General features: G+C 62.9%; 15 protein-coding genes. 12 read left to right on the forward strand and 3 right to left on the reverse strand.

All coding sequences use genetic code 11. The features are described from left to right. Positions 1-772 precede the first annotated feature (772 nt). A complete protein-coding gene (locus V9L18_RS20825; RefSeq protein WP_337349064.1) occupies positions 773-973 on the reverse strand; it encodes a glycerate kinase in 201 nt (66 codons plus the stop codon). Positions 974-1200: 227 nt separating this feature from the next. Between V9L18_RS20825 and V9L18_RS20830 the strand changes: the two genes are divergently transcribed. The 8 genes from V9L18_RS20830 (at position 1201) to V9L18_RS20865 (ending at position 7400) form a co-directional block, all read left to right on the forward strand. Beyond that, positions 1201-2136 (forward strand): hypothetical protein, encoded by a 936-nt coding sequence (locus tag V9L18_RS20830; RefSeq protein WP_337349051.1) that lies wholly within the window; start codon positions 1201-1203, stop codon positions 2134-2136. A gap of 24 nt (positions 2137-2160) precedes the next feature. Continuing rightward, positions 2161-2403, forward strand: a complete 243-nt coding sequence (locus V9L18_RS20835) for a hypothetical protein (protein ID WP_337349052.1) — start codon at positions 2161-2163, stop codon at positions 2401-2403. A gap of 80 nt (positions 2404-2483) precedes the next feature. Next, positions 2484-2843 (forward strand): hypothetical protein, encoded by a 360-nt coding sequence (locus tag V9L18_RS20840; RefSeq protein WP_337349053.1) that lies wholly within the window; start codon positions 2484-2486, stop codon positions 2841-2843. Positions 2844-2948: 105 nt separating this feature from the next. Further along, positions 2949-4373 (forward strand): hypothetical protein, encoded by a 1425-nt coding sequence (locus V9L18_RS20845; RefSeq protein ID WP_337349054.1) that lies wholly within the window; start codon positions 2949-2951, stop codon positions 4371-4373. Between the two features lie 41 nt (positions 4374-4414). Then, the gene (locus tag V9L18_RS20850) at positions 4415-5065 is read left to right on the forward strand and encodes an ABC transporter ATP-binding protein (protein WP_337349065.1); all 651 of its coding nucleotides are present in this window, start codon (positions 4415-4417) and stop codon (positions 5063-5065) included. A gap of 192 nt (positions 5066-5257) precedes the next feature. Further along, positions 5258-5656, forward strand: coding sequence for a cupin domain-containing protein (locus tag V9L18_RS20855; protein ID WP_337349055.1), 399 nt, complete (start codon positions 5258-5260; stop codon positions 5654-5656). Positions 5657-5776: 120 nt separating this feature from the next. Beyond that, positions 5777-7063, forward strand: coding sequence for an MFS transporter (locus V9L18_RS20860; protein ID WP_337349066.1), 1287 nt, complete (start codon positions 5777-5779; stop codon positions 7061-7063). Further along, positions 7023-7400: an ArsR/SmtB family transcription factor gene (locus tag V9L18_RS20865; protein ID WP_337349056.1), complete on the forward strand. Its 378-nt coding sequence runs from the start codon at positions 7023-7025 to the stop codon at positions 7398-7400. Before V9L18_RS20860 ends, V9L18_RS20865 begins: the two co-directional genes overlap by 41 nt. A 5-nt stretch (positions 7401-7405) precedes the next feature. Here V9L18_RS20865 and V9L18_RS20870 read toward each other — a convergent pair whose 3' ends face one another. After that, positions 7406-7990 (reverse strand): dTMP kinase, encoded by a 585-nt coding sequence (locus tag V9L18_RS20870; RefSeq protein ID WP_337349057.1) that lies wholly within the window; start codon positions 7988-7990, stop codon positions 7406-7408. A gap of 133 nt (positions 7991-8123) precedes the next feature. Here V9L18_RS20870 and V9L18_RS20875 point away from each other — a divergent pair, with 133 nt between their 5' ends. Together V9L18_RS20875 and V9L18_RS20880 are read left to right on the forward strand one after the other, a co-directional pair. Next, positions 8124-8510 (forward strand): hypothetical protein, encoded by a 387-nt coding sequence (locus V9L18_RS20875; RefSeq protein ID WP_337349058.1) that lies wholly within the window; start codon positions 8124-8126, stop codon positions 8508-8510. 134 nt (positions 8511-8644) lie between these two features. After that, the gene (locus V9L18_RS20880) at positions 8645-10090 is read left to right on the forward strand and encodes a cation:dicarboxylate symporter family transporter (protein ID WP_337349059.1); all 1446 of its coding nucleotides are present in this window, start codon (positions 8645-8647) and stop codon (positions 10088-10090) included. Between the two features lie 24 nt (positions 10091-10114). Here the strand turns inward: V9L18_RS20880 and V9L18_RS20885 are convergent, their stop codons facing one another. Next, complete coding sequence (locus V9L18_RS20885) at positions 10115-11602, reverse strand: MFS transporter (RefSeq protein WP_337349060.1); 1488 nt, start codon at positions 11600-11602, stop codon at positions 10115-10117. A 142-nt stretch (positions 11603-11744) separates the two neighbouring features. Between V9L18_RS20885 and V9L18_RS20890 the strand changes: the two genes are divergently transcribed. Further along, positions 11745-12632, forward strand: a complete 888-nt coding sequence (locus tag V9L18_RS20890) for a helix-turn-helix transcriptional regulator (RefSeq protein WP_337349061.1) — start codon at positions 11745-11747, stop codon at positions 12630-12632. 173 nt (positions 12633-12805) lie between these two features. Beyond that, positions 12806-13738, forward strand: coding sequence for a threonine/serine dehydratase (locus V9L18_RS20895; RefSeq protein ID WP_337349062.1), 933 nt, complete (start codon positions 12806-12808; stop codon positions 13736-13738). Positions 13739-13851: the final 113 nt, after the last annotated feature.

The raw sequence follows: 13851 nt of genomic DNA on the forward strand, positions 1-13851 counted from the left end.
GAAGGACGAGCAGGACTCATTGTGGTCTGTTAAGGTCTCGGAAGGGGCAAGGATCTTCGATGTCCATACACGGGAGGATTGGTCAAGGCTCGTGGCCACGTACCCCCGAATAGGCGAAGGATTCTTGACGTTTGACTGGGGGCCTCCGCCCAATCCTGGGGCGCACTTGCTGCTTCCTGACTGGCGTCGAGTTGCTCAAGATTGGGATGCGGTGCATGTGTCTTTTGGTGGTTACCTTTCGGCATCCTATGAGTCCATTCCCATCGATGAGTCGCATTACGCCGTACTGGCAGGATGGCACCCTGATGCTACGTGTTGGCTGACGGCGCAGGCTCGAGCCACCCAACAAGTTCATTAGTGACCTTCTGGCTGGACCCAAGTAGCGCCGGCCAGAAGGTCTGCGCTAATGACTAGTTCCGCAAGCTAAAGTTGCTTCGTCGTACGCGGAAGCGATATAGGTTCTGCCAGCGTAGATGACCGTTCCGCGTGTCACCATCCGGAATGTCGTGTTGCGGTCATCGGCGCAGGCCACAGCAGCATTTTTCTGTTCGAGTTTGGATTGACCGTAGTTCACGGCATTGAATGGACCTCCAACTCTTTGCGGGCCCCACCAGACATGTTTGTAGATCGTCGTCGAGTGGTTGATGCTGCTCACCCCCATGGTGCAGGTTGTCTTTGGATGGCCACCCACACCGCCCGAGGTCCTCTTGTAAACAGGTCCTGTACCCAGAGTGCATCGGCCTGGGCCCACAGGCGACGTCACGGAACCCATTCATGCCGAGGACACCGGGGTTTCGTCCACCAGTTCCATTGCGACCAACCCAGGGAGCAAATCTCCGGTTACGAAGGAGATCGCGCCAAGGTTCCGCCCAGTGCCTTCAACGGGAAGCCCGGAAGCATTGAGGAAGCGGAAGCCCAGAGCGCTGACTGCCCTTCCGCCGTCAGTGCTGGCGCTCCCGCCGAGCACCAGCACCGTCCGTGCGCGACGCCAACGGAAGTACAAAGTTAACAGCCTCGCAACCCCTTATGGGAGGCTTCGCGCTTCTGTCTGAGGTTGGTCTCGCCAGTAGATGGCTCGTTGGTCACTTAGATTTGCCAAATGTTGTACCTATTTCGCAGAATTCAGCACCTAGGCACCATTTCCCGACCTTAGTCTTCCTGCACGGTTCCCATTTAGCGGAGCCACAGAAGACTGGGGGATTGATGGAAATGCGTGTCTTGATTGCTCGGAAGGGCTTGGCTGCAACATCGGCCCTGGCCATTGCCATCGTGGGCCTAGCGGCGACGTCACCAGCGGCGAATGCGTCGGCCACTCAGGATCAAAACCCTTTGGAGCAAGTACTAGCGTCCAGACCCTTCGAGAGCGCACAGAGCCAATCGTCACCTCAAGCGCTGCCTGAAACCAAAGCGCAAATGATCGAATTCGGGGATGGCGGTTCGATGAGTATCGTCGCAGCCGGCGGTCTGCGACTAACGGTCCAGCCGGCGTCGAACCCAAAACGGAAGGCAGTCAAGCAGTGGAAGGGTAATGTCGAGGCCGCAACGGTGACCGTGGATAGGGGGCACGCCTACGTTTTTGCCCGGCGCGGTGATGAATCAGGAGCCGGTTTCGTCGTGATCAACAATGAAACTGCACCACGATCCTTCGGCTTTGACCTAACACTTAATGGCCAACCTGCGGAAGTCGTCGTTGCAAGCGACGGATCGGCTGTGGTCATGGACGGCAGCGGGCACGTCGTCAACCATATTGCTGCCCCTTGGGCCCGTGATGCCGCCGGACAGCCGGTTCCTACCAAATACACATCCTCAGGGAACCGCCTCATCCAGCACATTGATGTCGGACCGGCGACCGTGTTTCCCGTGGTTGCCGATCCTCAATTTAGCTGGGTTGGGATATTCCCTGTCGTGGAATTCAATAAGGCCGAGACTGCACATTCACGGGTAGCATCCGGCGTTCTCTATGTGTGCGGATACCTGGCTTCTGGATCGCCGGTTGGCTTGAGTGCCTGCGCAGCGTCTGCTGTGCAAATCGCGATTCAAGCGACAATTGCTCACGGCAGAGGCGAATGCATTCGGCTCGCGCCCGCTCCGATCGGCGCTATGGCCTTCCGCTACAACGGTGGCTATTGCCGGTGACGGCGACCATCAGAGAGGAGTGGCATGCTCTATTACCTAGATGAGCTGATCACGGCAACGAATGCGACCCAGCGCCGACGCTGGTTCAACATCGCCAGTGCATTGCTCGTAGTCGTCTTAATTGGTGCACTCGCCAGAGCGGGTGTGTCGAGCTGGGTTATCGGTGCGGCACTTTGCGTAGATCTCGTCGTACATGTGATTTTCGTCGTTCACTGGGCCCGCAAAGACGCTTTGGCAGCGTACAAGCAAAGCGAACGCGAACCCTAATTATCCCTATCGCCCAAGCGGCAGTTGTTAGCTCGCCGGCAACTGCCGCTTGGTTCCGGCCACGAAGGAAGGTCCCGGTCGTGATCTATACACCACCTATCCGCACTACGATCGCAGCGCTTGTGCTCGCTTGTATCGCGGGCAGCATCGTCGTTGGGCTCCTTCACGAACCGAAAACTCCACTGCTTGCGTGGACATCTTTGGCCGTCGGGGCAGTTGTCATGTTCGCAGTGCTCGCCACAAAGCGGAATCCGAAGCGTGACGCAGTTCTTTTCCTGGTCTGTGGGCTCAGTAGCGGCGTGTTCATGGGTGCCTCGACCGTTGGCTTCCCCGGCTCGCTTCCGATGTGGCTCTGGACGATCGGGACGATGGGGATCGGCGTGATGGCTCTCATAGTGGACGCCGAGTCGTCTCAAAGCAAATCCGTCAATCGTCTTTAGGCGTCAGAAATGGGAGGTCTCAGAGCGGCTTACAAATTCACGGGGGTTCGCCTGCTGGCAGTCACGGGATGGCCGGTATCCATTCGCACACTCATGGTCCTAGGCGTGAGCACCGGCGTCGTTTTAGTCTTCGCAGTTCTGGCCGGATCGCTGTTTGTGATGCGGCTGCTGCGGGAAGCATTGTCCGTCGACAGTGGCGAGGGAACTTACGCGAGCAGCGGTGCCCGGATTACAGTTGTCGCGCTGGCCCTCGTCGTCTGTCTATACCTCTCCGTTGGTGCTCTGGCACGTGAAGCACTCAGCAGCCGGAGATTTGCCGTTCGGTTCAATCCAAACGGGGAGCTCTACCGGGCGACGGATGTTGCGATGCACCACGTGTTCCTGGCCGAGGCAGGTCCGCGGGCTGTCCTCTTGTTTGGTTTGTCAGGCGCCGTCTGTACGGCGGCCTGGGTTGTTGTGCACGAGGAGGGTGGAGGCGGCGGGCCACTGGCTCTGGCCCTCTTGGTTGCTCCTTTCGCCTTAGCCGCGGCCTGGCTTGCCTTGAGTTCCAGGCTAGCCGCAACTGACCCGCGCACATCGAGTCAGGCCGCAGGGTCCGCCGTCTTCGTTGGAGCCTGTCTCCTTGCCGCGCTTCTTGGAGTCTTGCTTGCCCGAGGGTTGCTTGCGCTGAAGCGAGCAGGACCCGGGGTTGACCTACGCCCCAATGCAACCGGCGCGGAGGGGTACTGGATCGCGACGGCGGTGGGAATCGCCGTCGTCGTGTTCTCCTTCCTCACAATCCGGAACGTTGGATCGATCAGGAGGCATTCGTTCCCGGTGGCAGCACGGGTGCCCAGGCCCGTCAAAGAGTACTCGTCGAAGACGGCAACGCCAGTCCCCATGCTCTGGAGAGCCCTGATGGTGAACCTTGTCAGGGATAAGTCATTTGCTCTGTTCCGTGGAATAGGGATCTGCCTCCTTCTGTCTGCTGCCACCGCCATCGGCGTCCGTTTGGGCGGCGTCGGGCCGGATTTCCTTCGGGAGGTCCCCGGAATTCAGAACGCGGGAGCCTGCATAGTTTTCATGGTGAGCGTTGTCGGGTCCGAACTCTTGTCCAAGGCAAACAATCCGGTCGGCCTTCTCCCCCAACAGAGGTATGGATGGGAATCCGGATTCGGAGTCCGATCCCTTGTGTGGGCCGTGATCATGACTCAGTCACTGCTGCTGGTGCTGCTTGGGGCACCGCCAATTGCAGGTATTGTCTGGGCTGCGACTGGCGTCCTGCCGCTTGCGGCGCTCTTGATTCCGTGGGCAATTGCAACCGGGAACATCATTGGAAACGCCTACAGCAAGGTCAAAGTCAGACAGGCCGACGGCTCCATGGAAATGTCCCTGGCGGCAGCGTTCATTTCCCTGATGCTTGCCGTCCCTGTACTCGGACTCTGTCTCCTCGGCGGCGTCCCCGCAGCCATTGCCGCCGTCGTCTATACAGCTCTTCTAACTGGAGGTGCGAAGATTTGCCTGCAACGCAGAATTCTTTCCCAACGATAATCTTTGATCGCGTGATTGCGGGCTATACGGCCGAGCGCCCTGTGTACGAAAACGTCTCCTTCACATTCACTGGGCCTGCCTTGATCCACTTACACGGCAAGAACGGATCCGGAAAATCGACATTCGTAGAACTGGCCAGCGGCTATCTGTCTCCGTGGTTCGGAACAGTCCTGGTCAACGGCACGAGCGCCAATGACCCTGAAGGCAGGAACCGGCGGAGGGTTTGTCGATCTGAAGCAGCACTGTTCGCCCAGATGACTGCTCGGGATCACCTCGTCTTCGCCTGTATTGCCCGAGATATGGATCCTGGCCTCGAGATACTGCGGGCGATCCAACTGGGGATTGAACCGTGGCTCGACGAGAACGCAGGGAACCTGTCCACAGGAAATGCGCGCAAGCTCTGGTACATCATGAACACCGTCGGCCAGTTCGATTGCGTGGTCCTGGACGAACCGTTCAACGGGACTGATGCGGAAGGAGTGGCCTACATGGTTGACGAAATCCGCCGGTGGGCTGAGGCGAAACTGGTGGTCATCGTGACGCACTCACTTCAGGACGTCTTCCCGGAAGCGAGCACAGTCCGGCTGGAAGATCTCAAGTCCCCGGCCGCTAGCGGCATGCGAGGCGGAAGCCTTGACGCGGCCGCCGACGGCGGTGCTGCCGCAAGGAGGGCGGCAGCACCGCCGTCGTAATTTCCCATTGACTTCAGGTGCCGTAGGGATACCTTTAGAGATACACCAGCAGGGTCTGCTGGCTGAGTATGCGTCGGGGCTAGAAAGCGCATGCGATTACTAGGTCTCCGCAACTTCACCGCATGTCGGTATCCGAACCCATCGCCTGGTTCGCCGCCAGGCCTCACCATCTGATCTCTAGGCAGTGTCCTCATGACCGCAAATTTCATCAGAGCTTTGGCAGTAAAGTCCTTTGATATTCCAGACAGGAAGCGGTGCCCGGACAAGGCGGAGTTCGACCTTGTCACCGTTGATGACTACTCCGTGGCCCGGCTGATCCTCGCGCCAGGCTGGCGCTGGTCCGAGTCCGCCAAGCCCGCGGAGATGACTGAATTCTGCGAGCACAACCACCTCGGCTATTGCGTCTCCGGCTCGCTCCAGATTGAAACGGCCGACGGCGTGCGCTCCACAATCCACGCAAACGACACCTATGCGCTCCCTCCCGGGCACGATGAGTGGGTGGTGGGCGATGAGCCGTTCGTTGCCATCGAATTCCTGGGCGCCGCGTCCTTCGGGCGGCCCCGCAGCCACGGGATGCACGCGCTGATCTAAGGCTGCTCCCTAATCCAGGCACCGGGACCTGCAGCATGCCTGCGGGGCGGTTGCGCTGCCAGCGCCATCACACTTAGGCTCATAGGTGCACATACGTGCACCTATGCACAGAAGGTGACGATGCTCTCGGTCCTCAGCAACGCAACCTACCGGAGGCTCTTTCTAGCCCAGGTCGTGGCCCTTGTGGGCACCGGCCTGTTGACGGTGGCGCTCGGCCTGCTCGCGTTTGACCTTGCGGGCAGCAACGCAGGGGCCGTGCTGGGCACCGCCCTGCTCATCAAGATGCTGGCCTATGTGGGGCTTGCCCCGGTGATCAATGCCATGGTGGCGCGGCTGCCCAAGAAGCCTGTCTTGGTCGGCGCGGACCTGGTTCGGGCGGCGATGGCCCTGTGCTTGCCTTTTATCACCGAGGCCTGGCAGATCTACGTGGTTATTTTCCTGCTGCAGTCCGCCTCGGCGGCCTTCACGCCGGCCTTCCAGTCGCTGATTCCGAGCGTGCTAAGGGATGAGCGGGACTACACCCGCGCGCTCTCCCTGTCCCGGCTGGCATATGACATGGAAGCCCTGGTCAGTCCTGCCGCAGCCGCGTTGCTGCTGACCCTTGTCAGCTACAACAACCTCTTCCTGGGCACAGTGGCCGGGTTCCTGTTCTCCGCCGCAATGGTGATGATCACCGCCCTGCCCCGGGCCGACGTCGTCAAGGGGCTCACTATGTCTGTGTGGCACCGGACAACCCTGGGCACCAGGCTGTTTTGGGCCAACCGGCGCCTGCGCTCGCTGTTGGCGCTGAACGTGGTGGTTGCGGCACCTACGGCGTTGGTCCTGGTCAATACCGTGGTCTACGTCCGCGATGTGCTGCACCGGCCCGACGCGGACCTGGCCTTGGCGCTGGCCTGTTTCGGCATCGGCTCCATGGTGGTGGCACTGTCTGCGCCACGCCTGCTTGAGCGGGCGGGGGACCGGCGTGTCATGCTGACCGGTGCAGCCGTCATTCCTATCGCGCTGGCAGGCGCCACCGTGGCCATCTTGCGGGCGTCTCCTGAAGCGGGATGGTGGTGGCTGTTGGGGCTCTGGTTCCTGCTGGGCGCGGGGAACTCCGCCATCCTCACGCCGTCGTCCCGATTGCTTCGCGAGGCGTCGACCGAGGAGACCCGCCCCTATGTCTTCACGGCGCAGTTCTCCCTCTCGCACGCCTGTTACATCGTCGCCTACCCCCTGTCCGGGTGGGTTGGGGCGGCTGCCGGGCTGGGCTGGGCTGCATTCGCACTGACAATCCTTGCGATACTAGGCAGTGCAGGAGCTTTCCTGTCCTGGCCCCGCCACAGCCGTTACGGGAGAGGCCAGCCCGAGACCGAGGAGCAATCCGTTGAGCAGTCAGCCAAGCAGCGCGCTTCGGGCGCCCGCTGAGGAACCCTCGTTTGTCCACGCGGTCGCGCCCGGGATGGACCTGCTGGAAACCGCCGCAGGAACACTGAGGATGCTCGCCGAACCCACCAGGCTGCACCTGCTCTGGCAACTTGCCCAAGGACCGAAGACAGTCACCGAACTGACAGCGGAGGTAAACGCGCCCCGCACCGTAGTCAGCCAGCACTTGGCCAAACTCCGCCTCAGTGGGCTGGTGGACACGCGCAAGGACGGCCGGCACGTCATCTACTCCCTCCACGACGGGCACCTGATCCGGCTGATCCAGGAAACCATCAACCATGCAGACCATCGGGTCACCGGCGAACCCGTCCATGAGTAGCAGGTCTAGCAGCTGAGAGCCGCGGCCTCCTTGCCCACGATCCGGGCCAGGCGGGCCACCACTTCGGCCGGCGGGCAGTTCGCGTCGAGCTGCACGAAGCCCGGATATTCAGGCATGGAACGGTAGGCGGTACGCAAGCCCTCCAGATCCTCCAAGGTCTCCGCATCGGTGCCGCGGGCCACGATGCGCTGGTGCGCCAACGCCGGCTCCACGTCCAGGTACACCACTGCATCGGGTGCGGGCAGAACGGACAGGAGCCACGGGAGCAGCCGGCCCCGGGGCAAACCCTTGGCAGTACGCAGCGCCAGTTGGCAGTGGAGGTGGCGGTCCATGATCACCAGGCCATCGAACCGGCTTGCCTTGGCGTGGGAGATCAAAACGTTGACTAATCGAAGGGTGGTTTCCGCGGCGTCAGCAAGGCGGTGCGGCCACTGGATGCCCAGCCGCTGGGCCAGTAGGGACATGCTTCGCCGGCCGGCGTGGTTGCTGAGCAGCAGGGCATTCCTGCCTTCGGCCTGGACCGAGGACACCAAGGCGCGGGCGGCCGTGGATTTTCCCGAGCCGTCGATTCCGGTTAAGACAATAAGCACGTGGCCTCCTTTCGCCAATGGTTTAACGGTAGGGACGGCGTGATCATCCCGCCATGCGGCGGAGGTCACAATAAGCTGAAACCCGATGCTTGCCTGCAGGGGCAGGCCAGTGACAACAGGAGTGTGCCTCCAGATGCCCATTGTTCAGCTCGCCGCCATCGCCGCGTGCGCAATTCTGGCCGCCCTGGCCATCTTCCAGGCGGCCCTTATTGCCGGAGCGCCGCTGGGGAGGTTTGCCTGGGGCGGCCAGCACAACGTGCTCCCCACCAAGCTCCGGATCGGCAGCGCCACCTCCATTGTCCTCTATGTCCTTATCGCCTACGTGGCTCTGGCCAAGGCCGGCTTGGCCGCACCGCTGGTCAGCGAGGGCTTCACGAATGTCACCTGCTGGGTCTTGACAGGCTACTTCGCACTGGGCATCGTGCTGAACGGGATCTCCCGCAGCAAACCGGAGCGCCTGGTCATGACACCAACCGTCGTGGTCCTCACGGCCCTCTACTTGATCCTGTCCCTGAACTGAGCAAACGGCCAACTTTTCCATTTTGCGGTTAAACATTTCCGTACTACGGATTTATCCTGCGCGAAACACTGTATCCCTAGCGTTGCGTATGACCGAAGCGGCCTCCTGCCGCTCCTACGTTGATAGGCGACGCCATGATTCCTCCCTCCGCCCCTGCGGCCTCAGCATCCGGCGCTCCGGCGCCTGCAGTTCCGGCCCGGACGAAGAAGCCGTTCTACACTTCCCTCTTTTTCCAGATCCTCATCGCCGTGTGCCTGGGAATCGGTATAGGACACTTCTGGCCTGACATAGGGTCAGGCCTGCGTCCGCTGGGCGACGGCTTCATTCAGCTCATCAAAATGATCATCGCCCCCTTGATTTTCCTGGTGATTGTCACCGGCATCTCGGCGGTGGGCGACGTCAAAGCAGTGGGCAGGGTGGGGGTGAAGGCCCTGGTCTACTTCACGGCAGCAACCCTGTTCGCCTTGGTGTTTGGCCTGGTGGTCGGCAACATCGTCCAGCCGGGCGCAGGACTCAACATCGACCCCAGTGCGCTGTCCCAGGATGCCCTTAACGCCAAGACAGGCACCGCGCCGCCCAAGGACGCCGGCCAGTTCCTCCTCGGCGTCATCCCCACCAGCGTCGTGGGAGCCTTCGCCAACAACAGCCTGCTGCAGGTGCTTTGCTTCTCGGTCTTCTTCGGAGCCGCAATCGTGGTGGTTGGCCGTGAGCGGTGCATGCCGGTGATCAGCCTGCTGGAGACGGTCCTGGAACTTTTCTTCAAGATCATGGCCTGGGTCATGCGTGTGGCGCCCATCGGTGCGTTCGGGGCCATGGCCTTCATCATCGGCCAGTACGGCCTGGGTTCGCTGAGCACTTACGCGCTGCTGATCGCCGCCTGCTACGGCGCCGCCATCGTCTTCATCGGACTCCTGTTCGTGGTGGCCTGGGTGTATCCGCGCGTCCCACTCTGGCAGTTCATCAAGTATTCCCGTGAGGAGTTCCTGCTGGCGCTCGGCACCGCGTCCACGGAATCGGTGCTGCCCCGCATCATGACCAAGCTGACCAACGCCGGCTGCTCCCGCGCCACCACGGGCCTGGTGGTTCCCACGGGCTACTCCTTCAACCTCGACGGCGCCGCCCTCTACTTGTCCATCTCCCTGCTCTTCCTTGCCCAGGCTTTCGGGCACAACCTGGACCTTGGCCAGCAGTTGGCCGCACTGGGCATCCTGATGCTCACCTCCAAAGGCATGGCCGGCGTCCCGGGTTCCGCGTTCCTGGCGCTCTCGGCCACCGCCGGTGCCCTGGGCATCTTCCCGGTGGCCGGCGTTGCGCTGCTGCTCGGCGCCGACCGGCTCATGGATTCCATGCGTGTTTCCGTAAACCTCCTGGGCAACTGCGTGGCCACGTTCGTGGTGGCCAAATGGGAGGGCCAGTTCGACCGCGAAGCCATGCTCCGCGCCTTCCGTGGCGAGTTGCCTGATGGGGAGCCTGCCGAAAGTCCAGCACGGGAAAGCACGACGGCGGCCGTTCCGACGGCGGGCATGGAACCTGACAACGAAGCGCCGGCCCTTCCCACCACGGCCGCCGGGGTCCGCTAGGAGCCTGCGTTCAACGGACGCTGTTCAACGGGCCGTGTTCAGCGGCTCGTGTTCAGCGGGCGCGCGGAGGAAGAACCCGACGGTTGCCGCTGTTGCGAGGCAGAGGCCGGCGTTGATTCCGATTGCCGGCAGCACCGCAGCCAGCACCTGCTCCGGTCCGGCGTCACCGGACTGGAGCAGGGTCGCCGCGATGATGCTGCTCATGACGGGAATTCCCATGGTGATTCCGATTTGCTGGCTCATGGTGGTCAGTCCGGTAGCGAGGCCCTGTTCGGTGTTGGGGAGCCCCGTGGTGGCAGTGACCATGAATCCGACAATCGCTGCGAGGTTCGCGACGCCGCCGACGAACGTTGCGATCAGCACGATGGCCAGGGAGGCCTGGTCTGTGTTGAGGAAAAGCAGCGATCCAGTGGCGGCGGCCTGCACTGTGAGGCCGCTGATGATGGTCTTCTTGGTGCCGAGTTTGCCGATCAAGTGAGGGGCGATGATCCCGCCTGCCACGGTGCCGGCGCCGAGGACGGCGAAGGCGAGTCCAGCCCCGAGCGGCGTGTAGCCAAGGACCTGCTGGAGGTAGAGGGTCAGCACGAACACGAGGGACGTTTCGGTGGCAAAGGCCAGGATCCCGGCGATGTTGCCCCAGGCAATGTTGTTCCTCCCAAGGATGGTCACAGGTACGAGCGCGTGGGCAGTGTTCTTCTCGATAAGGAAGAACACGACGAAAAGGAGCAGGCCCGCTGCCAGCGGCGCCCAGGCGAGCGGTTCGGCCCAGCCCTTTTCACCGGCAGTGGTCAGCCCGAAGACCAGCAAAAGCAGGGCGAGAGTGACCGTGAAAGCGCCCGGGACATCGAGCCTGGTGTTGTTCCCGCGGGAGGACTCGGTGAGGAACTTCGGAGCGAGGACCAGAACGAAGATGGCGATGGGAATGTTGATGAAGAACGCCCAGCGCCAGGACAACAGATCGGTCAGGAGCCCGCCCAGGACGGCCCCGGCGGTGAACCCCGCGGCCATCAGCGAGCCGTTCAGGCCGAGTGCTTTGTCCCGCAGCGGACCCTCCGGAAAGGAGGTGGTGAGCAGCGACAACGCAGCCGGGGTCACCGCGGCGGTGGCCAGGCCCTGGGCGGCGCGGGCGGCGAGCAGCAGCCCGGGGTCGGTGGCGAGCCCACCTGCCAGTGAACCGATCCCGAGCAGCGCCATGCCGGTGATGAACAGCCGTTTGCGGCCAAACAGGTCAGCGACCCGGCCGAAGAACAATGTAAACCCAGCCGCGCACAGGGCGAAGGACGTCGCTATCCACTGCAGGTGTTCCAGGGAGAACCCCACGTCCGCGCCGATCCGCGGCAGCGCGACGTTCAGGATGGAGAAGTCCACCGCGAGGGTGAAACTTGCCGTCAACAGCAGCACCATGATCAGCCGCTGCCGTCCGGTCATCCGGAGGGAACTTTGCTGAAGTGCCACGGTTGCCGGCTCTGGGGGTGTGGTTTGCGGCAGGGGTGTTCTCTGGTGTGCTGTCATGGCGGAAGGATCCAATCACTAAACTGCAGGGGCGGGTTTTCCTCTCAACCCTGCCGACGCCGGACAGGAACAGCCACGCCGTGTTGTGGGTAGCACTGCCAGTGCTACCCACGTTCGGGAATGTTCGTGAATACTCACAGGTATGAACCAACCGGCAGCCATGGGCAACTTCCTCCGCAAACGACGCGCTGCCCTGACCCCGGCGGACGTCGGGCTGATGGACTACGGCACCCGCCGCGTACCCGGGCTGCGACGGGAGGAAGTGGCTATGCTCGCCGGCATGAGCGTGACCTACTACGCCAGGCTGGAACAGGGCCAGCATCTCAACGCCTCTGACGCCGTCGTCGATTCCCTCGCCCGGGCCCTGGCCCTGACCGAGGTCGAACGAAAACACCTCGCCGACCTCTCCGGTCACAAACGCCGCACACCCAAAGCTTCCCGGAACCGTCCTGACCAGGTCCGGCCAGGAACGAAGCGCCTGGTCGATTCCATGGGGCCGGTTCCGGCTGTTGTGTTGGGCAAACGCACCGAAGTCCTCGCCTGGAACCAGGCCGGACACAGGCTGGTTGCTTCCCATCTGGACTTCTACGCCCCGGGCATACCGTCCGAACGGCCGAACCTGACGCGGATGCTTTTCCTCGACGAGGCCACCCGCAGCCTCTATCCGCAGTGGCGGGCGGAGGCCAGCCGCGCCGTCGCTTCCTTGCGGCTGCTTTCCGGACGGTTCGCTGACGACGCCGGGCTCGCCGCCCTCGTTGGAGAGCTGACCCTCAAGAGCCCGGATTTCGCGACAATGTGGGCTGAACACCCGGTGGAGAACTGCATGTCAGGGCATAAGGCACTCAACCACCCGCAACTCGGCGCCCTGGAGTTGGGATTCGAGGTCCTGACGATGCCGGATGATTCCGGCCACCGCATCCTCACCTACACCGCCGAACCAGGCAGCCAGGCTGCGGCAGCACTCGACAGGCTGCAGCGTCCCTCCCTGACCCTTGCCCGGGAAGGAGGCGAACTTGGCCAGGCAGTCTGAGACAGGCACAAAGGTAAATCGACGCCCAGTCGCCGTCGACACAGGAACCCGGGACGGCGAGGCCCAACGATTGCTCCGGTAACGCCCTTTAGAGGGCTCAAAACGGCGTTATCGGAGCAATCGTTGGCTTCGCTAGGCTGGAGTGCCCCACCAGCCCGACCCAGGAGTCCTTCATGATCACCCGCGCCGACGTGGACCAGGCCGCTGCCCGGATCAAAGGCCTCACCCGACTGACACCCGTCCTCGAAGCGGACCCTGGCACCTTTCCGGGCCCGGTCTGGTTCAAATGCGAGTTCATGCAGCACACCGGCACCTTCAAGGCCCGCGGCGCGCTCAACAGGATCCTCGCCAGCAAGGAGCGAGGGGAACTGCACCCGGACGTGGGGGTGGTGGTGGCCTCCGGCGGGAATGCCGGGCTCGCCAACGCGTATGCCGCAGCCCAACTCGGTGTCCCGGCAACCGTCTTTGTGCCGGAGTCGGCGCCCGCGGTCAAGGTCCGGAAGCTCAGGGCCATCGGCGCCACCGTGATCCAGGGCGGCGCCGAATATGCCGTGGCCTACGAGGCCGCCGTCGCCCATGCCGCACAAACCGCGGCGGTGTACTGCCACGCCTACGACCAGCCTGAGATCGCTGCCGGCGCCGGCACTGTGGGGTCCGAACTGCTGGACCAGCTGGGCACTGTGGATACCGTGCTGGTGGCAGTGGGCGGCGGCGGGCTGACGGCCGGAATCGCGGCAGCCGTTGAAGGCCGCGCCAAGGTGGTGGCCGTCGAGCCGGAAACCGCCCCCACGCTCCATGCGGCGCTCGCAGCCGGGCATCCCGTGGACGTGGCGGTGTCCGGCGTCGCCGCCGACTCCCTGGGAGCCCGCAGCATCGGCAGGATTGGGTTTGCCGTAGCGGTCAGGACCGGCGTCGAAAGCGTCCTAGTGTCCGACGCCGATATAGTCGCCGCCCGCAGCCGGCTCTGGGATGAGTACCGCCTCGTGGTGGAACACGGTGCGGCGGCAGCATTCGCCGCGCTGCACGCCAGTGCCTATGTTCCCGCCGCGGGGGAGCGCGTTGCGGTGATCCTCTGCGGCGCCAACACCGATCCGGCCACCCTGTAGGCGGACCACCTGGAGTGGCCTGTCGCCTGGCCTAGTTGTACTGCCCAGGCGGGTTGGTTAAACGGCTGATGGGCGGTTGGCCGCCGATTGCGGTGTGGGGCCTGTGGTGATTG

This window comes from Pseudarthrobacter sp. CCNWLW217 (genome assembly GCF_037203985.1).
Classification (GTDB): Bacteria; Actinomycetota; Actinomycetes; order Actinomycetales; family Micrococcaceae; genus Arthrobacter.

Excerpts from the sequence above, each read along its gene's own strand:
- V9L18_RS20855 (WP_337349055.1), top strand. The coding sequence starts at position 5,258 with ATGACCGCAAATTTCATCAGAGCTTTGGCAGTAAAGTCCTTTGATATT.
- V9L18_RS20875 (WP_337349058.1), top strand. The coding sequence starts at position 8,124 with ATGCCCATTGTTCAGCTCGCCGCCATCGCCGCGTGCGCAATTCTGGCC.
- V9L18_RS20835 (WP_337349052.1), top strand. The coding sequence starts at position 2,161 with ATGCTCTATTACCTAGATGAGCTGATCACGGCAACGAATGCGACCCAG.
- V9L18_RS20860 (WP_337349066.1), top strand. The coding sequence starts at position 5,777 with ATGCTCTCGGTCCTCAGCAACGCAACCTACCGGAGGCTCTTTCTAGCC.
- V9L18_RS20880 (WP_337349059.1), top strand. The coding sequence starts at position 8,645 with ATGATTCCTCCCTCCGCCCCTGCGGCCTCAGCATCCGGCGCTCCGGCG.
- V9L18_RS20885 (WP_337349060.1), bottom strand. The coding sequence starts at position 11,602 with ATGACAGCACACCAGAGAACACCCCTGCCGCAAACCACACCCCCAGAG.
- V9L18_RS20895 (WP_337349062.1), top strand. The coding sequence starts at position 12,806 with ATGATCACCCGCGCCGACGTGGACCAGGCCGCTGCCCGGATCAAAGGC.
- V9L18_RS20890 (WP_337349061.1), top strand. The coding sequence starts at position 11,745 with ATGAACCAACCGGCAGCCATGGGCAACTTCCTCCGCAAACGACGCGCT.